Source organism: Paenibacillus thalictri (assembly GCF_004307995.1).
In the GTDB taxonomy this organism is placed as follows: domain Bacteria; phylum Bacillota; class Bacilli; order Paenibacillales; family NBRC-103111; genus Paenibacillus_AF; species Paenibacillus_AF thalictri.
In genome coordinates this window covers 58,191-81,548 of the sequence record NZ_SIRE01000002.1, presented here as the reverse complement: position 1 = coordinate 81,548, position 23,358 = coordinate 58,191, and the positions used below count along the sequence as shown (strand labels likewise).

General features: G+C 50.9%; 15 protein-coding genes. 13 read left to right on the top strand and 2 right to left on the bottom strand.

Annotated elements, in window-relative coordinates; genetic code table 11:
- The first annotated feature begins 90 nt into the window (after window positions 1-90).
- The 6 genes from EYB31_RS00635 to EYB31_RS00610 all read left to right on the top strand — a co-directional run bounded on the left by EYB31_RS00635 (window position 91) and on the right by EYB31_RS00610 (window position 6,778).
- Window positions 91-2,196, top strand: coding sequence for a sensor histidine kinase (locus EYB31_RS00635; RefSeq protein ID WP_131011339.1), 2,106 nt, complete (start codon window positions 91-93; stop codon window positions 2,194-2,196).
- Window positions 2,197-2,928, top strand: coding sequence for a response regulator transcription factor (locus EYB31_RS00630; RefSeq protein WP_131011338.1), 732 nt, complete (start codon window positions 2,197-2,199; stop codon window positions 2,926-2,928).
- A 104-nt stretch (window positions 2,929-3,032) separates the two neighbouring features.
- On the top strand, window positions 3,033-3,578 hold the full coding sequence (locus EYB31_RS00625) for a SiaB family protein kinase (protein WP_131011337.1): 546 nt from the start codon (window positions 3,033-3,035) through the stop codon (window positions 3,576-3,578).
- 19 nt (window positions 3,579-3,597) lie between these two features.
- Window positions 3,598-3,984 (top strand): DUF1987 domain-containing protein, encoded by a 387-nt coding sequence (locus EYB31_RS00620; protein WP_131011336.1) that lies wholly within the window; start codon window positions 3,598-3,600, stop codon window positions 3,982-3,984.
- 5 nt (window positions 3,985-3,989) lie between these two features.
- Window positions 3,990-4,976 (top strand): sensor histidine kinase, encoded by a 987-nt coding sequence (locus EYB31_RS00615; protein ID WP_131011335.1) that lies wholly within the window; start codon window positions 3,990-3,992, stop codon window positions 4,974-4,976.
- Window positions 4,977-4,999: 23 nt separating this feature from the next.
- The gene (locus tag EYB31_RS00610; protein ID WP_206105415.1) at window positions 5,000-6,778 is read left to right on the top strand and encodes a SpoIIE family protein phosphatase; all 1,779 of its coding nucleotides are present in this window, start codon (window positions 5,000-5,002) and stop codon (window positions 6,776-6,778) included.
- Between the two features lie 123 nt (window positions 6,779-6,901).
- On the opposite strand, the gene hrpB is transcribed toward EYB31_RS00610, so the two are convergent.
- On the bottom strand, window positions 6,902-9,472 hold the full coding sequence (hrpB, locus tag EYB31_RS00605; RefSeq protein WP_131011333.1) for an ATP-dependent helicase HrpB: 2,571 nt from the start codon (window positions 9,470-9,472) through the stop codon (window positions 6,902-6,904).
- A 425-nt stretch (window positions 9,473-9,897) separates the two neighbouring features.
- On the opposite strand from hrpB, the gene EYB31_RS00600 reads away from it, so the two are divergent.
- Window positions 9,898-11,043 (top strand): response regulator, encoded by a 1,146-nt coding sequence (locus EYB31_RS00600; RefSeq protein ID WP_131011332.1) that lies wholly within the window; start codon window positions 9,898-9,900, stop codon window positions 11,041-11,043.
- 76 nt (window positions 11,044-11,119) lie between these two features.
- Here the strand turns inward: EYB31_RS00600 and EYB31_RS00595 are convergent, their stop codons facing one another.
- Entirely contained in the window at window positions 11,120-11,383 is a 264-nt protein-coding gene (locus EYB31_RS00595) for a hypothetical protein (protein ID WP_131011331.1), read from the bottom strand.
- A gap of 374 nt (window positions 11,384-11,757) precedes the next feature.
- On the opposite strand from EYB31_RS00595, the gene EYB31_RS00590 reads away from it, so the two are divergent.
- The 6 genes from EYB31_RS00590 (at window position 11,758) to EYB31_RS00565 (ending at window position 23,322) form a co-directional block, all read left to right on the top strand.
- On the top strand, window positions 11,758-16,695 hold the full coding sequence (locus EYB31_RS00590) for an S-layer homology domain-containing protein (RefSeq protein WP_131011330.1): 4,938 nt from the start codon (window positions 11,758-11,760) through the stop codon (window positions 16,693-16,695).
- Window positions 16,696-17,611: 916 nt separating this feature from the next.
- A complete protein-coding gene (locus EYB31_RS00585) occupies window positions 17,612-18,340 on the top strand; it encodes a response regulator transcription factor (RefSeq protein ID WP_206105414.1) in 729 nt (242 codons plus the stop codon).
- Window positions 18,341-18,386: 46 nt separating this feature from the next.
- A complete protein-coding gene (locus tag EYB31_RS00580; RefSeq protein ID WP_165452132.1) occupies window positions 18,387-20,090 on the top strand; it encodes a sensor histidine kinase in 1,704 nt (567 codons plus the stop codon).
- 121 nt (window positions 20,091-20,211) lie between these two features.
- Window positions 20,212-21,555: an ABC transporter substrate-binding protein gene (locus tag EYB31_RS00575; RefSeq protein WP_165452131.1), complete on the top strand. Its 1,344-nt coding sequence runs from the start codon at window positions 20,212-20,214 to the stop codon at window positions 21,553-21,555.
- A 25-nt stretch (window positions 21,556-21,580) separates the two neighbouring features.
- On the top strand, window positions 21,581-22,477 hold the full coding sequence (locus EYB31_RS00570; protein WP_131011327.1) for a carbohydrate ABC transporter permease: 897 nt from the start codon (window positions 21,581-21,583) through the stop codon (window positions 22,475-22,477).
- The gene (locus tag EYB31_RS00565) at window positions 22,477-23,322 is read left to right on the top strand and encodes a carbohydrate ABC transporter permease (protein WP_131011326.1); all 846 of its coding nucleotides are present in this window, start codon (window positions 22,477-22,479) and stop codon (window positions 23,320-23,322) included. The genes EYB31_RS00570 and EYB31_RS00565 overlap by 1 nt, the downstream gene beginning before the upstream one ends.
- Window positions 23,323-23,358: the final 36 nt, after the last annotated feature.

Genomic DNA, 23,358 nt, shown 5'->3' with positions numbered 1-23,358 from the left:
AATTGAGCGTTGTAAAATAATTGCTTCACGACTTTAGGCCGATTTGTTATTATTTAGAGTAAGCTATTAAAAATATAAGGATTTTTGTCGATGAAAAAGTGGATATGGCTGACAGTGGGATTATGTTTGCTAATGTTGTCTGCATGTTTGCCGGTTTTCGCCGCGGAAACAAGAACGATGCCTATGGCGGCGGAAGGCGTGCTGAATGCGTCATATTGGGACTTCAAAGAGCAAGGAACGATCCATTTAAACGGGGATTGGCAATTTTATTGGAATGCGTTTTTGGAACCGGCCGATTTTAAAGAAGATTCTTCCAAAGTGCTGCCCCAAGGAAGTATGATGAGCGTCCCCCGTGTATGGGGCGGCACGAACAATCCGGCCAGCAACCAGGAAGGTTACGCGACCTACCGCTTGCGCATCATGCTTGATGCCGCGGAGCAGGATACCATTAAAGCGCTGTATATTCCTGCCGCGGCCTCCGCATATAAGCTGTGGATCAACGGAAAACAGCTCGACGGAAACGGCGTTGTCGGAACCGACCGCGACAGCATGAAGCCGAAAAATTATGCCAAAGTCGTCTATTTCGAGGCGAATGGCGGGATGAATGAGATTGTTATTCAAGTATCCAACTTCGTTCAGCGCAAAGGCGGGCTGTGGTCGCCCTTGACCTTTGGCAACAGCGCCGATATCATGCTGCTGCGCGAGAAAAATATGGCCGTTCAAGGATTCGTGGCTATAGCTATGCTCACCTTGGGTTTCTATCACCTCAGTCTGGTCTCCTTTCGAAAATATAATACGCTGGATCTAGCTGTAGGCGTGACCTGTATATTGCTCGCCTTGCGCACGCTGCTGCTCGGCGACACGCTGCTCGTGCGGTTCTGGCCGGAATTTGACTGGGAATTAGCGGTCAAAATTGAATATTTGGCTCCTTATTTCGGTATTCCCTACTTTTCATGGTACGTTCTGAACCTTTACCCGCGCGATGTCAACCGTCGCCTCATTTATTGTTTCTTGGCGGTTGGAGGTCTGTTTTCACTTTCGGTTATTGTGCTGCCCGTACACTTTTTCACCCAAACCTTATTTGCTTTTCAATTGTTCACGATCTTCGAATTCGTGTACTTGTGTTACGTGTTCCTGAAAGCTACGGTGCTCGGGCGCGAGGGCGCATGGCTTAACGGCATCGGGGGCATTGTGATGAATATCGCAATCATGAATGATGTTTTGTATTACAATAACTACATCCAGTCGATCGATTTTTCGGCTTACGGCGTCATGGTGTTTTTATTTACACAAACGGTTGTTGTCGCTTTGAAATACTCCAATGCCTACTATAAGGTGGAAAGTGTTTCCAGGGAACTGGTGGAAGTGAACCTGACGCTGGAGGATAAAATCCGCGAACGGACGGAAGCGCTGGAGCAGATGAACAGGCAGCTGCGCGATGCCAACAGCCATATGAAACAAATTGAATCGTCCCGGAGGCAGATTATCGCCAATATTTCGCACGAGCTGGGCACTCCGATGACAGCCGTTCAAGGTTATTTAAAGGCGCTGCTCGACGGAATTATCAGGCCACAGGACGATAAATATATCGGCATGATTTATGATAAAGTTATTATGGTCAACAGGCTTATTCAGGATTTATTCGATTTGAGCAAGCTGGAGACAGGCAAAGCCAGTTTTCAGATGGCGGAGGTTGCCGCGGAGGAGTTGTTCGAGCGCTATTTTCGGGAATTTCAATACGATGTCGAGAAAAAGGACATCCAGTTCGAGATGACGCACATTTCCGGCCTGCCGGATAACCGTCTGGTGCTGCTGCTTATTGACCCATTGCGAATTCAGCAAGTTGTCGGCAACCTTGTATATAACGCCATTAAATTTACGATGGCCGGCGGTCTGATCCGCATTACCGGCGAATTTTCGATGGAAAATAGCGCGGAAAAAGGAGAACTGACGGTCAGCGTCTCCGATACGGGAGTTGGCATGGAACAAGATGAACTGCCGCATGTATTCGACCGTTTTTATAAAAATGCCAGCACATCGCATTACAACGCTGGCGGAAGCGGATTAGGGCTGGCCATTGCCAAGGAAATCATCGCTTACCACGGGGGACAACTGACCGTCGAAAGCGAGCCGCTCAAGGGAAGCACGTTTCGGTTTACGCTCCCTGCCGAGCTGTTAAAATTGGAGGTGGATTAAGTGGCAGATGAACGTATATTGTTGGTGGAAGACGATCAGGAAATCCGCGAGTTGATCAGATTGTATTTGCGAAGCGGCGGATTTCAGGTGATTTCGGCTGTAAGCGGAGAAGAAGGCTTGCGGCTGTTGGAAGAGGAAAAGCCGGAGCTGGTGCTGCTGGATATTTATTTGCCCGGGATCGACGGTTTTGAGGTGTGCAAGGCGATTCGGAAAATGTCGAATGTGCCGATTATTTTTATTAGCTGCCGCAAAGATTCCGACGATATCGTCCAAGGACTTGAGCTGGGCGGGGATGATTACATTGTCAAGCCGTTTGATCCGGTCGTTGTTGTTGCGCGGGTTCAGGCGAACCTGAGGCGGGCGCCGATTTTCCACCGTGCTTGGCAGGCGGAGAAAAAAGCCGAGCACAAAAGAAAGCTGATTTCTTTCGAAGGTCTCGAAATCGATCTGACGCAATTTTGCGTTTTTGTGAATAAAGATCAAGTGACTTTGTCCGCCAAGGAAATGCAGCTGCTTGTCTTTTTGGCGCAAAATCCGAATCAAGTGTTCACCGCAGAGGAGCTTTACCGCGCCATCTGGGGAGTGGAGAGCAATTCGGACACGCGGACCGTACTGGTTCATATTAGCAGCATACGCCGGAAAATCGAGGCCAATCCGCAGTTCCCGCGGTATATTCAAAACATCCGGGGGATCGGTTATAAGTTTAATTCATCCGGAGCCGCAGAAAACTAGTCTCTAAATTTATTTAATCTACTTGACGTTATTTTTACTATGATAAACTGTGAGAAATGATACAATTTACATCATATTAATTTATTTACCGGGAGGACGAGGCGATGCACAATCAATTGCTCGAGCTGCAGACCTTACTGGAGCGCCAGGGGCTGCTGATATGCTTTTCTGGGAAATTAACCCAAGGCATCATCGAAGAGCTTGGCGAGGCAGTTAAGCAATATATGGAAACGGAAAATCATCTGAAATCCAACGTTTATGATATATTTTCCATTTTTGTGGAGCAGACGCAAAATATTAAAAACTACTGCAATACCAAGCTTGGCGGCGAATTCTACGAACATGTCGTGCATTCGAGCATCGTGGCCATCGGCAAAACGGATATCGGCAATTATGTCTGTTCCGGCAACCGGGTATGCAACAGCGATGTAGAGCAGCTGCAGTCCCTGCTGCTGCAAATACAGCCTCTAAATAAAGCGGAGCTGAAGGCGCTGTATAAAAGCAAGATTAGACAGCCGCAGCCGGAGGATAGCTTGGGCGCGGGGATCGGATTGATCGAAATCGCCAGAAAGTCGACGCAGCCATTAAAGTACACAATTACCGGCATTGACGCTCAATATTCTTTTTTCACACTAGAAGCCGTCGTTTAATGGCAAGGAGGGTTCATCGATGGAATCGCTGTTTATTGAACAAACCAAAAGCACGCCGGAGGTGCGCTTTGATATAAGCAAGCATGTGCTTGCCCTTCAGGGACAATCTTATCCGGAGAATGCTTTTAAATTCTACGAGCCTATATTTGCCTGGGTGGACCGGTATTTATCCGTATCGGGAGCTGAAGAAACGGGTATTTTGCTGAATTTGCCTTACATCAACACAAGCAGCGCGAAATGCGTCATGATGCTGCTGGACCGTTTCAACGATGCGTTCCTGCAAGGGAAGCGCATTTACATCCAATGGTACTGCCGTGAAGACAACGAAAGCGAAATCGAATGCGCGGAAGAATTTAAGGAAGATCTCGAGCTTCCGTTTGATATTATTTTTCTTCCTGAGGATTGATTCAGATGACAAAATCGAACCGTGGGTTGTTCGAACTCGAAATCAATGCGCTAAGATCGGCTAAGCAGTCATTAGAGGATAACCGGCAAGAGGGCAATGAGCTGCAGGAGCCCTTTCAGGAGTTGATCGGGCATTACGAGCGGCTGCTGAAGTTATCCATGAAAATTTTTAATATCAGCGATATACAAGGCAAAAGCCTGAAGCGGCAAGAAAGCGAAATGTCGCGGATTAACGAGCAGCTCCGCCAGATGGAGAAGGCCCGCAGGCAGCTCATCACGGACATATCGCATGAGCTGGGCACGCCGATGACCTCCGTTCAAGGGTATGTCAAGGCGATGCTTGACGGCATCATCGAGCCAAGCTCGCATTATTTGCAGCTGGTCTACGATAAGTCTACTTATGTGAATCACTTGATCGACGATTTGTTTGAAATTTCCAAGCTGGAATCTAGCCAGACACGGCTGACGCTGATGGATTGCTCGCTTCATCAATTGCAGGATTTGCTGCAAAAAGCGGAGTCCGATGTGTCGGGTGAAGGGTTTCGTTTGACCTTAACCCGCCAGCCCGATCTGTCCGAATTTGAAGGATTGCGCCTGAGCTACGATCCTACAAGGCTGGGGCAGGCTGTCCATCACTTGATCGCTTACGCGATGAAACGGACTCCGGACCACGGAAACATCCATATTCAGGTGGATGTGAAGGAAGGCGCGTTGACCGATCAGGACGAGCGGGATGAGCCGGGACATACGGTGACGGTGTCCATTACGGATGGCGGTGGGGGGTTCGAGGAAACGCCTCTGCCGTCGATGCAGCTTGACCGTTTCAGGCGAACCGAGCTGGGTCTGGCGATTGCCAAAATTATCGTGCTCCGGCACGAAGGGAATATCGGGATAATTCCGGCACCGGATGGCATCGAGGGAAGCAGTACGGTTTATTTTACCCTTCCGGCCAAACGACTGCAAAACGGGAGATTCAAAGGGAGCGGAAAATGATGATTTCCCGTGATCGGGGCGTAATGCGAGTTGTTATGTTAGCCAGCATCATTATCGTCATGTCGATTCTGCTTGCAGGTTCGATTGTGTACGTGCTGACGGAAAATGAGGTCGTCAAAAAGCTGAAGCAGAAGGATTTGCTATATATAGCCGAATCGGTTGCTTCAAAGGTCGACGGGCGCATGCAGCGGGCTATGGAATCTTCTCTGCTGCTGGCTCAGGACCCCGAAATTATCGCCTGGCTGCAAAACGGGGAAACCGACGAGCAGATGGGCAAACATTCGATAGAGAAGCTGGCCAGATTGGCCAAAGGGTTCGATTACAGCAATGCTTTTATTGTCAGTACGCTGACGCGGCATTATTGGACAGAAGAAGGACGTATTGTCGATACGATGGATCCCGCAAATCCGCTGAACCGCTGGTTTTTTGATTTTCTGGGGAAGCAGCGTCAGCTGGAGATGTTTATTGATTATAATGATAAACGTGAAGATACGTTTGCCTTTATCAATGTGATGATGGGCGATCCGAAACATCCGTCCGGCGTTGCCGGCGTCGGGATGAACCTGAAGAGCTTGTCCGATGAATTTGCAAAGTACAAATACGGTCAGAGCAGCCACTTATGGCTAGTCGACAATACCGGAAAAATCAGCCTTTCCGACAATGTTGCGCATGACGGGAAAATGATCTCCGGGTTTATTCCGGATTCCGTGGTAAAAGGAATCGGGATTGGGACCGGCAGCATTGCAGCAGGTCCGCAGGTGCTGGAGTATACCAACGATCGCGGCGAGATTGTTGATCTGATCGGTTATCCGCTCAAATCGACTAATTGGGAGCTGCTGTTCCAAATCGACAGGAGCGAGACGGTATCGTTTCTGGAGAAGGTAAAGCTGCATACCTGGCTTGCGACAGGCATCTGTATTGTGGTGATGACGTTCCTGTTTTTTGTGATTTCGCGTTATTTGGCCAATCCGTACAAACGGGCGTTGGAGCTTAACGAACAGCTTGAGCGGCTTGTCAGCGAACGAACAAGGCAGCTGAAGGAGCAGACACTGAAGCTGACCGATAGCATCGATTACGCTCAGCGAATACAGGAAGCGATTCTGCCTTCCAAGCAGATTTTGGACGGATTCTTGAAGGAGCACTTCTTGTTGTGGAAGCCGCGTGACGTCGTCGGCGGGGATTTCTACTGGGCCAAGCAGGCCCGCAGCGGGTATTTTATTGCTGTCGGCGACTGTACCGGCCATGGAGTGCCCGGAGCGCTGATGACGATGCTGGCCGTATCGATCTTGAATCTGATTGTGGAATCGGAAAATGATGACGACCCGGCGCTAATTATCGGCAAGTTAAATGCCGTGATCAAACAGATGATGAAACGGGATCAGGGCGATCCGTTCTCGGACGACGGGCTGGATATCGGGATCTGCCTGGTACGCAATGACCATCTCGTGTTTGCGGGAGCCAAATGTTCGCTGTTTGCAAAATACGGAACTGAACTGAAGACGGTAAGCGGCGACCGGAAGAGTGTAGGCAGCCGCAAAACGACAAGTGCGTTCCAGTTCACGAATACAAGGCTGCAATTGGAGAACGGCACCTCGTTTTATATGACTACCGACGGATATTTGGACCAGAATGGCGGCGAGAAAAACTACTCCTTCGGAAAGCAGCGTTTTGCGGAGCTGATTCGGTCGTGCGGGGAAAAACCGCTCACCGAACAAGAGGTAGAGTTCCGGTCGCAGCTTAAGCATTATATGGGCGATGAGCCGCAGCGCGACGATATTACGCTGCTTGGTTTCAAGGCGTAAGACCGCGGGAGACGTATTTACATTCAAGGTACAAAATCAAAGCAAAAAAAGCTTCCGGCCCCGCATGCAGCGGCGGTTCGGGAAGCTTTTTTGCATATAACGGCAGCCCGCAGGCAAGCGGGTTTACTGAGGTTTCGGACGAACCCGGTTTGTCGGTTGGGCGGCAGTCGGGTCATCCGGCCAATAATGCTTCGGATAACGGCCCTTGAGATCTTTTTTAATCTCAAAATATGTATTTTTCCAAAAATTGGATAAATCTTGCGTCACTTGTACGGGCCGCATCGCCGGAGAAAGCAAATGCAGCGTAAGCGGAACATGGCCGCGGCCGATTCTGGGCGTTTGGGCGAGACCAAACATTTCCTGCAGTCGAACGGCCAGCACCGGCGAGCACGGATCGGTATAATCGATGGCGACCCGCGAGCCGCTGGGGACGGCCATATGCGTTGGCGCGTATTCGTCAAGTTCTCTGCGCTGCTTCCAATCCAGCATGTCCGCGAGCGCATCGGAAAGGTGGAGCCGCGTCAGGTCGGCGAAGCTTTTCATGCCGGATAGATGAGGGGCAAGCCAATCAGCTAAACCGGCTATCAGCGCTTCGTCGGATGCGTTGGGCCACTCGCGGTCCACTTCGTGCATGAATTGGAGCCGCTGCTGCAACTGCCTCGCCGCTTTGGACCAAGGCAGCACACGCAGCCCTTCTTCCGCGATACCTTGCAGCAAGGCGCCGGCGACCGCTTCCGGATCCGGCTTGGCCAACGGTGTTTCCTTCAACAGCAGCGCGCCGAACCGCAGCCGTTTGCGGGCGCGCACCGCTTGCGCGGCGCGGTCCCAAACGACAAGCTCCTCTTGCTCGATGTGCGAGGAGAAGTGCTGCTCCAGCTCGGCCAGCGTGACAGGGGCGGCCAGATGGATGCGGCTTTCCGCGCCTTGATCGTCGAGCTCGGCGGCGACCAGATACGGCTCGGCGGCCAGCGGCTGCAGCGTAGCGAACATCGCCCCGCGTCCGCTGCTGAGCAGGAACCGGCCGGTGGACCGGCTCTGGGCGATGCGGTCGGGATACGCAAACGCAAGCAGCAGCCCGCAGGCGTCCACGCCGGAGGCATCGGCGCGAAGCGGCAGCTGGAGCGCCTGCTTCCAGCGGTCGGCTTCCTGCCGCACGCGGCGGCAAGCGGCTGTGTCGACGCTGAAGCCGCCGGCGAAGTGCGCGGCGGCCGCCGCTTCCGCAGGCGCTGGCGCCGAGCCGGCCCCTTGCCGGGGCGGACGGCCGCTGCCGGCGGCTTTGCGCAGCGCCTCCAGCCGCAGGCGCACATCGGCGTCCGGCGTTGCGCCGGCGCCCTTGAGCACGTCGCGCTCGCCGAGCAGCGCGGCGATCTCGCAGGCCATTCCGCCGAGTCCGAGCGGAATGGCCTGCACCATCATGTGGGCGAGGCGGGGATGCAGCCCCAGCCCGGCCATGCGGCGGCCGTGCGCGGTGAGCGCGCCGCGGCCGTCCAAGGCGCCGAGCCGGCGCAGCAGCTCGCGCGCTTGCCCGCAGGCGGCTGCGGGAGGCGGATCCAGCCAGCGCAGCTCGGTCGGATCCGCCGTGCCCCAAGCCGCCAGCTCAAGCATCAGCGGCGCGAGGTCGGCCTCCAGCATTTCCGGGCTGCTCCGCTCGGCGAGGCGGCGGTCCTCCTGTTCGCTCCACAGCCGCCAGCAGACGCCGGGGCCGAGACGTCCCGCCCGGCCGCGCCGCTGGTCGGCCGAAGCTCTGGAGACCGGTACGGTCTCCAGCCGCGTCATTCCGGTTCTCGGCGAGAACCGGGGGATACGGCTGAGCCCGCAGTCGACCACGATACGCACGCCTTCCACGGTCAAGCTGGTCTCCGCAATGGAGGTGGCCAGCACGATTTTACGGTGTCCCGCCGGCGCGGGCGATATCGCTTCATCTTGTTCCTCCGAGGTCAAGCTGCCGTGCAGCGGATGCACCTGAACGGATGCGTCGAGCCGCAGCTCGGAGAGCCGTTCCTGTACGCGGCGGATTTCTCCCGTGCCGGGCAAAAACACAAGCATATCGCCGGACGGTTCTTGGCGCATCGCTTCAGCGATGGTGCGAACCGCGGCGGATTCGAGGCGCTCGTCGGGGCGCCTGCTTATATAATGTGTCTCAACGGGGTAAGCGCGCCCTTCGCTTCGGATGATGGGCGCATCGTTCATCAGCGCGGCAACCGGCTCGGCTTCCAAGGTCGCCGACATGACAAGCAGCTTCAAATCCCCGGACAGCAGCTCTTGCGATTGCAGGCACAACGCCAAGCCCAAGTCGGCGTGAAGGCTGCGCTCATGGAATTCGTCAAAAATGACGATGCCCGCCTGCTCCAGCGCCGGATCCTCCTGCAGCATTCGGGTCAACACCCCTTCGGTAATTACCTCGATGCGTGTGTTCGGCCCGGTTTTGCTGTCTTGACGAACGCGGTACCCTACGGTTTCGCCGACTTGCTCTCCCAATAGCGATGCCATATAACGCGCCGCCGTTCTGGCGGCCAATCTGCGCGGCTCCAGCATCAAGATGCGGCGCCCGGCGAGCCACGGCTCGTTCAGCAGCGCCAGCGGGACACGTGTTGTTTTGCCTGCCCCGGGAGCCGCTACGAGCACGGCGTTAGCGTTTTTTGCGAGATGATGCTGCAGCTCGGGCAGCACCTGTTCGATCGGAAGGTTATTCATTTGGCAATGCCACTCCATAGCAAGTTGATGTTATTCAATCATCATACTGCAAACGCGGAGTGGTTGTCATCTTAGGCCGGCATGCATCATACGAAGACGCGTAGATCGCTGATCCATGCAGAAGCCGGTGCGATGCGCTGGCTTTTACATATTTTAGAAGCCGTTGGTTAATAACGTAATACAATGCAAGCGAAATTCCGATATAAGATTAAGAAGGTTTGTTTACGTCCCAATCGAAGCCGGTGGGGAGATCGGACAGCGGCAATTTGCCATCGTCAGCGAATACGATGGAACTGAAGGTGCCGGCGAAAGAGCGCGATCGATAGAGGCTGTTCCATTTTGCGTATGCCTATCCAATATCAGCTGCTATAATGAACCATATTGGGATGAATCGGTGAATCAAGGAAATTAAAGGATGTGCGTACATGAGAATTGTGTTGGTGGATGACGAACGTTTGGCTTTGATCAAACTGGAGAAGCAGCTTCTGGAACTGGATGATTGTGAAGTGATCGGCCGGTTTATGAATGCCGAAGAGGCCGTCAGCCAAATTGCAATACAACGGCCGGATGTAGTTTTTATCGATATACATATGCCTGAAATGAACGGGTTGCAAGCAACGGAGCGAATACGCATGTGTTCTCCATTGACGGAAATCGTCTTTGTGACGGCGCATAATGAATATGCGCTGAAGGCGTTTGGCTTGGAAGCATTGGACTACGTTATGAAGCCCGTCAGCCGTGAACGGTTGAACAAGACGATTGACCGCCTTCAGAGGCGCCTCGGTTCTACACCTAAGCCCAAACCGCCGGCACACATGCTTATTCGCTGCATGGGTATGCTGCATATCCAGAAGCATAACGGCGAACGCGAACGGTTAAAATGGAGAACCGCGAAAATTAAGGAATTGTTCGCTTATTTATTCCATTACCGCCAGCGGATGGTCAGTAAAGAATCGCTGCTGGAGCTGTTATGGCCCGATCTGGATGAGCAGAAGGGAAGCGCCAATCTGCATACCAGCATTCACCGGATACGCAGTATGTTTAAAGAGGCGAATCTGGAAGGAATCATTACCATCAACTATTCAAGTTATGGTTATATTATGGAAACCCATCAGGTTCGCATCGATACCGTGGAATGGGAGGAGCAGCTTCGCCAATTGCCGCGTGTTTCGTTTGAACACGTTTCCGAACACCAAAAAGTGCTTGACCTGTATGAAGGAGCCTATTACGAAGAAGAGAATTATGTATGGGCCGAGGTGGAACGCCAGCGTCTGAAGGCGCTTTGGATGCAGCATGCCCGCCAGCTAGGGCGGTTTTATTATGAGCATGGCATGGACTCGGAAGCGCTGGCGGTATATCACCGCATCCAAAAGCTGGACCCGCTGGAGGAGGACAACGCTTTGGCACTGATGAATATTTATGCGCGGATGAAAGATACGGAATCGGTAGAGACGCAATACCAATATTTGGTAAATATTTTACAGCAAGAAGCGGGAGTCAGTCCCGGCCCGGAAATCGCAAACTGGTATATGCAGTGGAAACGAAGCGAGAAAAAAACTTTGGCACAATAAGAAGAAACGACGGGCAGCCTCGCTAGTATGGGCTGCCTTTTCACATTATCACCAAGGAGCTTCGCTTAGAAGGTTCTTATTTTTTGGCAAGGGGTTCGCGGATCCAGAAGACAACGGTGTCTTCTTCTTGATCGCCGAAATTCAAGACAGTCTCCCATCCATAAGGCTGGTTGCTTATCGTGATGTGTTTTAAACACTCGCGAATGCGGCCGTCCTTTTTTTGTATGTAGCCGACCTTCTCCTTTACTGTTTGGATCAACTCTTCAGAAAACCCGCCTGTCTGGACAACTTCCGGCAGAATGACCGGTACGGATTTATCGCCTAACTGAATGCGTATCAAGATTCTCAACCTCCCCGTAATGTAACGCTGCTTATTGTAGTATATACCGCTTGACTGACCAAACGATAACCAGCCTCGTGCAGTCGAACAGCTTGGTCAGAGTTTGGTCAGCCCGGTTGTATATACTGACATGTGTGCAAGTCCCACGATATGTATGAATATGCAGTTGCTGTGTCCGCCTTACGAAAATTGCAGAAGCAGATGTGTTCTGAGGAACTGGAGGAGGGCATGGAATCATGTTGAGGTGAAGGAGGAGATTTGTGCAGGAGCATACGGGGAATAGTGCTTCGCCATATGCGGCTTGCGTGCGGAGTTGGCTAGGCAGCTAGCGGTGATAGGAAGGTTTGTTTTGCTGATGAAGGGAGAGAAAGTAAGTGAGGATTTTTAAAAAAAGCAAGTGGTTATCCGCGTTTATGGCATCGGTCATTGCTGTTTCTTCAGTGATTGGCGCAGGTTCTGCTCCTGTTCCGGCTGCAGCCGCAGCAGCGGGTGCTTCTTACCTTACGGATCGTGATAATGTGGGAACTAATGGCACAGGCTCCGCGGACGGCGATATGGATATTGCCGTAGGAAATCCGCTGGGAGGCGCCCAAAATAACGCGAAATGGCCCATTGAGTTTAATATCAATGTCCCGGATGACAGCCCGCCTCTCGACAGTGTTGCGCTGTTGATCCGTGCCAATGACGTGGACGAAGAGCAAGGCGAGTGGGACCGCGTCTTTTTCGGGCAAAAGCTTCCGGGCAGCACACTGCCAACAATAAGGGAAATCGGCAACCTGTCAGGCAATAACGACACTTGGAATACGACCATCCTTTATTTGGATCCCGATATGGTCAAACACGGCGATAATTACGTGGAGATCCGGGTAGACGACAAGCAGAATCCCAAAAAATACAATTGGGTGGTCACCGTGGATTGGGGGCAGTTTGTACTGAACAACGGCCCAAGAGATATGGCTACGATCAAACCGGCGACTGTGCTGAACGGCAACGGCGGCGGCACAACAACAAGGACGGTTAATACCGGAGTGATCGCCACCCCTGGCGGAGCCGGAAAGTCTTATCTTGTCGAGGTCAATTTGCTTGATTCCACAGGCAATAACGTGGGGACGATCACTCAAGTCGTCAGCACGCCAACGGCAGGTATTGAAGTTCCGGTAACGGCAACGTTTAACACCGGCAATACGGAACCTGACATTAAAGCTGCTGAAAATTATACGGCGAATGTCATTTTATACGAATATGTTGTGGAAAGCGGTAAAAATTCGCCTAAAAAAGCTCAGGATATTTGGGCATCCAACAAGCCGGCTATCGTGAAGGATATCGAAATCTCCACAAACAGAACCGATACGGTGGCTTTGAATCAAAGCATGTTTGCAGGTAAATTTTTCGATTTGGATACCACTCCTGACCCGCTTGCTAAGGTGAAGCTGACTTCACTGCCGACCGGGGGCACGTTGAAACTGAACGGAACTCCTGTCACACTGTCAAACGGCGAAAGGGAGCTGACGCTTGCGCAGCTTGATCAGCTAACATTCACCCCGGCACCCGGCTGGAACGGGGATGAGATCTCGTTTGATTGGAACGGCTTTGACGGCACGATCTATGCATTGGCTTCGGCGAAGGTTAAGTTTACCGCCAAGTCACCGGTGATTAAGTCGGCTAAGGTGGAATCCGATCCGGTGGAAGATCCGTTCAAATTGAGAGTCGCTTATGATAAACCGATCACACTAACGGATAGCTTAACACCGCAAGGCTACAGCGTAACGTTCAGCACCTATGGTCCAGTGACGGTAACGGGTGTGACTTACGACAAAGGCGAGGCTGTTCTGACGATCGACAGACCCGTCGCAGGCGAAGATGTGTACATTTCTTACACACCTGCGGGAGGCACGACCACCGACTTGCTCGGAAATCCGGCTGCACCATTCTCCAATTACTTGATCGACCGGGTGAAGCCGGAAATTGTTAGCGGAGTTGTCAAGGACGGCGCACCAAAGACGGTTGAGCTTACTTATAACGAACCCGTCGAATTGCTTAACATAAGCGGACTTACCGTCAATGTGCAGGGTGTCCCGGCAACGGTAACCGGCATCACCTACAACGGCCCGGTTGTTGTTCTGACTTTGGCCGATCCGGTCAGCATCGGTGACGTCGTAACCGTATCGTATGATCCGGGTACCGGCAATCTGCACGATATCGCAGGCAATTCAGGCAAATCTCAAGTCAACGTACCTGTTGACAATCAATTACGGGCACCACTCGACGGGTGGGTCGGAAGCCGCAATTATACGGACACGGATCCTGTGATTGTAGCCCCGGGTGATCCGCTCAAATTGTCTGCGCTCAGCACACCGGATGCAGACAAAGTCATCGCCATCTTGTTTTATGGACAAGAAGGTATGGAAAAGCAGGTTGAATTAACTTTAAAAGAAACAAACGCCGGTTATAAGCGGTGGGAATACGTCACTTACCGGCTGCCTGACCAAGTTACGACAGGTCAATATACACCTGAGTTCAAGGCGTTCAAAGGTGCCACAGAGCTGCTTGCAGAAGCCGACTCCCGTCTCGCCAACAACGTATTTAATGTGGTTTCCTCGGTAAACTTAAAAGGAACCGTGACGGATCAAGCCGGCAGCAATCCTCCAATTGAGGGAGCTACCGTAACGTTGTACGATCCGACAGGCACTAAAGTCATTACAATCAAAGACGGCGGCGGCATCGAGCAGCCTGTGAAGGCGGTAACCGGCGCTGACGGTGCGTATCTGTTCCCTAACGTTCCGGCTAAAAATTATTTGATGGTTGTTGAAAAATCGGGATACGGCACGCAAAAGAAAATCATCCGTGCGCTGCCCGCTGCCGTCGGGCAGACCGACATCGTGGAAAATTTTGTTCTTGCTCCATTCAGCATCAAGCTGACAGCCAATCCGACATCGATTGTCGGCGATGGGACGTCGCAATCCGAGCTGACCGCCGTTGTGCTGGATCAGCAGGGCAACCCTGTTGCGGACACCGAAGTTGTATTTAGTGCAGCGGTAGGAACTTTCGCTAACGGCTACACCGAAGGCGGCTTGAATAAAGGCAAAGCCAGAACCGATGCGCAAGGCAAAGCAACGATTTTGTACAAATCGGAAGCGATTGAAGGCATCATATCGCGTGAAATTCCTGTAAAAGCGACAGTGAACGACCCGACAAAAGGACTTCAAGGCGAAGAACAAATTATGATTTCGTTCCAGCCGGCAAAAATTTACGGTGTCATTACGAATACGGTCAACGGACAAACGATTCCGGCTCCAGGCTCCGTTGTGAAGGTGACGAATGATTTTGACGGGGACGGAGTTATCGATTTCGCCGGCGAAGCCATTACCGATGCCAACGGGAATTATTCTATCGCCGTACCACGTGGCGGAGCGGGAGTCGTTTATAACCTGGAGATTACGAAGCCGGTTCAAACGAAAGATGGCGAAACTCTTGTAACGTATACGCAAAAAGCACCCGTAACCCAAGAAGTGACAGGCGGCGGGCAATCATTTGATTCCTCGAAAACGATTACCGGTATCGTCGGCCTGCAAACGCCTGACCAGAAAATCGAACTGCTGGGCGCGGATTTGCTCGGCAAAATGAAAGTATACTTGAAGGCTAAAGGCGGCGGCTATATTGAGGATGGAGCCGGCCACCCGAAAGCTTTCACACTGGGAGCTAACGGTGTATTTAGTGCAGACATTGCGGATAACATTGCTGCTAATACCGAATACGAAATAGAAATCAAGTATGTTATGTCCGAAGCCGGGAAGCAGGATAAGGAAGTTGTGATGAACCGCAAAGCGGACGGCTCGCTCCCTGTCGTTAAAGTTTCGAGCAACGGCGAAATGAACATCACGGAAGCGTTGATCGACCCATACGGAACGATTACCAACGCTTATACCGGAGCGGTAATTGAGGGTGCCAACGTGGAACTGCGTTATGCCAATACGCAAAGAAATATTGACAATGGGCGTACGCCGGGGACTTTGGTTAATCTGACTGTACTGCCTGAATTCGAGCCCAATAAGAACGCGAACCCGCAAACAAGCAGCGCGCTTGGCAAATATGCGTACATGGTCTATCCGGAAGCGGATTATACGGTTGTAGTTACTAAGCCGGGTTATTACCCGTATACAAGCCCAACCATTCCGGTGGAGTGGGACATTGTCAAACACGACGTGAAGATGAACCCGATACTCAGCAGCAGTTCATCCGGCGGCGGTGGCGGCGGATATATTGCGCCAACGGAGTCTACCCCGGTAGATAACGGCAATACGGCACCCAAGCTGGCGCTGAACTTGTCGGTCAAAAATAATATGTACGAAGAAGGTACCGAAGCGCTTGTTACAGCCACTTTTGCGAATAATGGCAACGCCGTATTAAAATCCGGAGAAGTCTCCATTGCGATTCCGGACAATGCAATTGTCGTTGACGCTGACGGAGGCGTTGTAACCGGCAATGCAATCACATGGACAGTTGCCGATTTGGCTCCAGGCCAAACGGGCAGCCATACCGTGAAGCTGCGTTTCCCGCAAATCAATGCTGCCGAAAGCGTTGTTGAGCTCAAAGGTCAATTCGCAGGCAGCGATGCAGCAGCCGTGGAATCCGACTCTTCGAAATCGTCGCTGAAAGTGCTGTTATTCTCCAAGCGTTTCGAGAATATCCAGCATCAACGCTACATTCTGGGTTATCCAGACGGCGAATTTAAGCCGCAAAGAACGCTGACCCGCGCTGAGCTGTCGGCGATCATCGCCAGATTGCTGAACGGCGGAGCGGCCACGGAAGGTGCAAGCGTATATACCGATGTGCCTACCACACATTGGGCTGCCGGTTATATCGGCACGGTGACGGATAGCGGTATTTTCAACGGCTTCGAAGACGGCAGCTTCCAGCCGGATAAGCCGATTTCCCGCGAGGAATTGGCAGTTGTTCTGGCAAGGTTCCTGAAGCTGGATATGTCTGCGGCGATAACACCGCATTTTGCAGATGCACAGGGACGCTGGTCGAGCGATGCGATTGAAGCGTTGTACCGCAACAGCTTGGCAGGCGGTTATCCGGATGGAACGTTTAAACCGGCCGATAACATCATTCGCGTCGAAGCGGTCACGCTGATCAATAACATCTTGTTCCGCGGTCCGTTGACGGATGCCGAAGTTACGTTCCCGGATGTGACCAAAGCTCATTGGGGTTTTGGTGCGGTAGAAGAAGCAAGCGTAACACACGAAGCGTCCAGAAGCTCTGACGGCAGTGAAGTATTGGCCAAAAAACTTCAGGACCAAGTCAAGTAATTTGGCGCTACATCATCATGGTTGTTCCATCAGCGGCACCGCTTGCCGGTATGCTGATGTGTTTCTAGAGAAAGAGAGGCAGGCTGCCGGTGCAGCCTGCCTTATTTAACGAATTTGGGATTGCTGTATAAATTGAACCCATGTTTTGGTAGTCCGCACTCTGCTCTTGCTATATAAGTTGAACCAATGATTTGAAGTCCGTTTCATTCCGAAAGGGATCGTCTTGCCCGCTTCAGACAGCTTGTTTTGAATTCCTTTGATGAAATGGGCCTGCGGTTTGTAGGAATTCAAAGCCAAAACTCGCTGGCAAGACCATTCCCTTTCTCCATTTCACTTTGCCATTCCCGGCAGTTCTTTGGTTCAACTTATATAGAATTATTTGCTTCGATTTATGCATTTGTAAATATATGGTAAATCGCTTCATTAGAACATGCTGAGAGACACCCCATGGATTCAAATTACTGGTTTGCGAAGGTTGCCACGATCGCGTCTCACCTCCTATTGTTGTAAAGGCCGGTGAGATGAATGAGCACGTAGAAGAACGAAGGGATGAGTATGGAGTGGAGCAGCGGAGCGGCCGCCTTTAACATCGTGCCCTAACCACAACATCTAATCCTGAGGGCGCGATGTTAACGAGCGGGTGGAACTCCATATTCATCCCCGCCCCAACGCGCGACAGTAACTCATAACACCAAGGACCGTCCGGCGATTTTTCACCGGACGGTTTTTCATCCTTGAAGGGCTTCGATCAGAAGTTTTTCTTACATTAAATGTAAAATTTAATTCGATCTCAACGCAGATATATGAAAAACGCAATATGCATTGAACAACTGGTATATCAATGCTAAAATGATTGAAAACGCAACCAGCCGGATGGTCTGAAGCGATGTGTTGATGCGGCAGCGAGGTGGTCGGAGTGTACAAACTGATTTTGGTGGAAGACGATTATCAGATTCGCGCAGGGCTGTCCACTTATTTTCCATGGGCGGACATTGGGTACGAGATGTTAGGCAGCTTTGAGAACGGGAAGTTGGCTTTGGATTATATAAGCGCGAATCCGGTCGATATTATTCTCAGCGATATCCGCATGCCGGTGATGAACGGGCTGGAGCTGGCGGATGAGCTGGAGAAGCTGAAGCTAAAAGTGACGGTGGTGTTCCTCAGCGCTTATGAGGATTTTAAATACGCCCAGCAGGCGATTAATCTCGGCGTGAAAAATTACATCGTCAAATCAACCAAATTTGACGATCTTGTCACCGTATTCCGTAAAATCAAAAAAGAGCTGGATGAGCGGCGCGAGGAATCAAGCGAGCCGGTACAAGCTCACGCGGACCACTATAAGGTCCGCAAGATGAAGGCGTATATCGAGGAAAATTACAAAGACGTCACGCTGCAGTCAACCGCCTCCGAGATGAACATGAACCAGAACTATGTCAGCCGGCTGTTCAAAGAGAAAACGGGAGTTAATTTTATCGATTATGTGACTGAAGTGAAGATGAAGAAAGCGGCGGCTTACATCCTGCAGACGGATATCAAGTTATACCAAATCAGCGAAATGGTAGGCTACAGCAATGCTAAAAATTTCTCACGAGCGTTCAAAAACTATTTCGGCGTTAGTCCGCAGCAATATAAAAATTACCAGTAAGAAGTTCTTTTGGCGCAATTTGCTTATTTTGCTCGCCTGTTTCACCTTGCCTGTCTTGCTGCTCAGCATCTCGGCTTATTACATCATGCAAAGCAACATCAAAGACATGATGAACAAAAACAACCGAAACCTGCTTTCCCAGGTGCAAAATCATCTCGAGCGGATTACCGACGATATTTATTCGGTGAATCTGACGTTCAGCTCCAACCCCGAAATGATCGGCATGCTGAATCAGGTGCTGCAGTATAATCCGAATACGAACCCCAACTTTACGAATTATTCCACGTTTATTAGAAGTGTCCTTGTTACCTCGGTCGCCTCCAGGCCTTATTTATACTCCATCTATATTTATTCCGACAACCCGAATAAAAGCTTTATGTCCAGCATCGGCGGCATGGTTACGCTGGACAGCTATTTTGACCGTTCCTGGTTCGACAGCTTCCTTCAGCATCAGCAGGACAAGGTGCAGGCATGGAACAATGTGAGGAGTTTTAAGCCTTACGAGTTCGAGAAAAAACCGACCCAGGTCATCACGTTTTATATGCGCTTTTTTTACGATCAGGGATTGGTTGTGCTGAACGTCTCCAAGGATTATATGGAGAAAAAAATAAAGGAGCTGAACCTGTTTCCCAACCAGGCGATTTTTGTGCTGAATGAAGACAACCAGCCTATATTGCAAAGCGATGCCGACTATTTGCTGAGCGAAGCCGATTTGAAAACGATTTTTAATCAGAACGACTCCTCCGGGACGGTCGAAATCAACAAAGAGCTTTATTACGTAACGGCGGTTACTTCACCCCAGAACAACTGGAAATATGTTTCCATGACGCCGCTTTCCGCGCTGTACAAAGACTGGATCCGATTGGGCCAAATTATGATTTTGCTGCTGTCCGTGTCGATCCTGATCTGTATTGTTTTGGCGCTGATTATGACAAGGCGTACCTATAACAAAGTGTCGACGATCATGAATGTCGTCAAGCTGGCCGAATCCGGCCTTCCGATTCCGCAACTCCCTTACGGGGTGAAAGACGAATACGACTTGATCATCCAAAATATTTTAAAATCCTACATTGAGCATAATAATTTGAAAACCGAAATGATGGAGAAGCAATACCAGATGAAGATCATGGAGCTGCTTTCGCTTCAAGGGCAGATGAACCCGCATTTTTTGTTCAACACGCTGAAATCGATTTTCTGGATGAGCTTTCAGCTGACCCATTCGAAAAACGAAGTGAGTCTGATGATCGAAAATTTGTCCAATATGCTGTATTACATGATCGGCAAGCAGCAAAACCATCTTGTTTCTTTCGCCGAAGAAATTCAAATGACCAAAAACTATATCGAAATCGAACAAATCCGCTATAAAGATAAATTCGAGGTGATCTGGGAGTATCCGGACCATGTCGAGAAGTATTACACGATGAAGCTGCTGCTTCAGCCGATTGTGGAAAACTGCATTTTTCACGGATTAGCGGAACGGAAGGGCTGCATTAAAATCAAATTGATCGAAGGCAAGGACGATTTGCTGCTGCATATTACCGACAACGGCGCGGGGATGAGCCGTGCGTACGTGAATGAAATCAACAACAAGCTGCGGCAGAAGCAGGAATTTACCGGGCATGTGGGCATGTACAACAGCAACCGCCGCCTTGCGCTGGCGTTTGGCGACTCTTATGGTATGACGGTCAGAAGCAAGCTGGGGAAAGGAACCAGCGTTACGGTTCGTCTGCCGTATAAGCTGACAACATAAATTGATACCTCCAACGTGAAGTATTGACACCTTAAGTCAAGCCAGCTACCTTACCCTTCCATGGGGCTGCGGATATACTTGTGTAAGCGATACCAATTTGCTTCATATGGGGGATGAAAAGATGAGAAAGGTATTATCCGCAGCAGTTTTTACAATGGTGTTAGGTTCATTGGTGTTATCCGCTTGCAGCGGGGGAGATGGCCCTTCGGCCAAGCCGCCGGAAGCTGGCAAAGGCGGTTCGTCAGCCAAGCCGGTGACGCTGAGAATGTCGTGGTGGGGAGGCGAAACGCGGCACAAGGCGACGCTGAAGGCAATTGAGCTGTACCAGTCGCAGCATCCGAATGTGAAAATTGAAGGTGAATACGGCGGTTTTGACGGTTACCTGGAGAAGCTGACGACCCAGCTTGCCGGACGTACGGCCCCGGACATCATCCAGATCGACATCGCTTATTTGGGACCGTTTTTTAAGCAGACCGACTTGTTTGTCGACTTTTATACGAATAAACTGGTCGATCTTAACGGTTTTGACCCGAATTTCCTTAAGAGCTTGTCGTCGCCAAACGGGAAGCTGATCGGGCTGCCGACCGGCATGAATGCCAGCTCGTTTTACATTAACAAGACGCTTGCCGATCAAGCCGGAGTTGATTACTCCAAGCAGCTGACCTGGGACCGTCTGATCGAAGAAGGCAGGAAGCTGCAAAGCAAAGACAAAAACATGTATTTGCTGAACGCGCCGACCGGCGATATTGCGCCGTTTATTTTTGAACCGTATTTGTTTAACTTGACCGGCAAAGGGCTGATTAACGACGATTACACGATTGGCTTCGATAAAGATTCGCTGGTGAAGGCGTTTCAATATGTAAGCAGCTTGTATGAAAACAACGTCATCCAGCCGGTGGCGGATATGGTTACCGTCAAGAGCATCTGGGAAAATCCGAAGTGGATTAACAACCAAGCGGTGGGCGCGCTCAACTGGAGCACCAACTACAGCCCGATCAAGACGGCCGTGCCGGGCAAAGAACTGATTACCGTGGAATACCCTTCTACCAAAGGCGTGAAAAACACGGGTATTAACGTCCGCCCGACCAATATGCTGGCGGTCAATGCCAATTCGAAAAGCGTAGAGGAGTCGGCGAAATTCGTCAACTGGTTCCTGAACGATCCCGAAGCTGTGAAAATCCTGGGACTCGAAAGATCGATACCGGCCGTGGAATCGGCGAGGAAAGTGCTGCTTGACACCAATGCGATCGACAAGCCGTTTGACAATGCGGTGCAATATGCTTTGAAAAACCAGGGCATTTTGCAAAACGCGATTTCGCAAAACGGCGAAATTGTCAAGATCGAAACGGACACGTTGTCCAAAGTTGCCTATAAAGCGCTGACCCCGGACAAGGCGGCCGAGGAAATGATTAAAGCGACAAATGCCAAACTCGAAGAATTAAAGAAAAAAGACAACGTAAAATAGGTGCAGAAGGGGATTGATTTTGCTTATGGTGCTTCATAAGTGGAGGAAAAACGTCGGGCTGCTGTATATTTTGCCGTGGATCATAGGGTTTCTCGGCTTTCAGCTGTATCCGCTGATCTCTTCGTTAATATACTCCTTTACCGACCTGTCCACCTTCGGCGCAAAGACGTTTATCGGCCTTGACAACTATATCTACATGTTCACGAAAGACCCGGACTTTTACCAGTCGCTTAAGGTTACTTTGCTGTATGCGATTATGGCTGTGCCCGGACGTGTCGCTTTCGCCTTGTTTATCGCCCTGCTGCTTCATGTGCAATTAAAAGGGATTAGCGTCTTCAGGACGTTGTATTACTTGCCGTCGATCTTCGGCGGCAGCGTAGCAATTTCGGTGTTGTGGCGGTTTCTGTTTCAAAAAGAAGGCGGAGCGATCAACAGCGTGCTCGGCCTGGCGAATCTCGGCCCGCTCGATTGGTTCAGCCCGACATCGGCTTTGATTACGCTGGCGATTATTCCGGTGTGGCAGTTCGGCTCGTCGATGGTATTGTTTCTTGCGGCTTTGAAGCAGGTGCCAAAGGAGCTGTACGAAGCGGCAAAAATGGACGGCGCTGCGCCGGTGCGGGTGTTTTTTAACATTACCGTGCCGATCATTTCACCGATCATCTTGTTTAATCTGATCATCCAGTCCGTATCCTGCCTGCAGGAGTTTACTTCCGCTTTTGCGGTGACGGGCGGAGGCCCGAACAAGGCAACTTATGTGTATGCAATCAAGATTTACCAGGAAGGGTTTTCCTTCTTTAAAATGGGTTATGCCAGCGCGCTTTCCTGGTTTTTGTTTTTTGTGATCATGGCGTTTACGTATTTGATCTTCAAAAGCTCCACGTATTGGACTTATTACGAAGACGGAGAGGGGGGAGGCGTATAATGCCGTCTGCAAGCTTACGCATCCGGAACGTCTTGTATTACATGTTTCTTGTCGCTTTCGGGTTGGTGATGCTGTACCCGCTGCTGTGGCTGCTGCTCGCCTCCGTCAAACCAAGCAATGAGATTTTTGCCTCCGCCAAGCTGTGGCCGTCGCAATTTGTGTTCAGTTCCTATGTCAAAGGCTGGGTTGGCACGGGGCAGATGGGTTTTGCCGATTTTACGCTGAATTCGTTTATGCTGGTTGTTCCGGTTGTCGTGTTTACGCTGATCTCCAGCCTGCTTGTCGCTTACGGTTTTGCCCGCTTTACGTTTCCGCTGAAAAAACTGTTTTTTTACGCGATGATTTCGGTACTGATGCTGCCCGGCTCGGTCGTTATTATCCCGCGTTACTTGTTGTTCCGCGATTTGGGCTGGATCAATACGTACCTGCCGTTTATCGTTCCGGCGCTGTTTGCGACATCTTCGTTTTTTGTATTTATGTTTATTCAGTTTTTCAGGGGGCTGCCCAAGGAATTGGATGAATCGGCGATTATTGACGGCTGCGGTTCTTTGAAAATATTGCTGTATATTTTGATGCCGCTGTGCAAGCCGGCGATTATATCGGCCACGATTTTTCAATTTATATGGACGTGGAACGACTTCTTCGACCAGTTGATTTATATTAACTCGGTGACGAAATATACGGTTTCGCTGGGCTTGCGGATGTCGCTGGACACCTCGACCCATGTGGAATGGAACCAGCTGCTGGCCATGTCGATTATCGCTATATTGCCTTGTGTGATCGTATTTTTCGTGTCGCAAAAATATTTCGTCGAAGGCATCGCCACGACCGGCCTGAAGGGGTAGACGAACCAAACCGCACCATACTAAGACTATGACGGA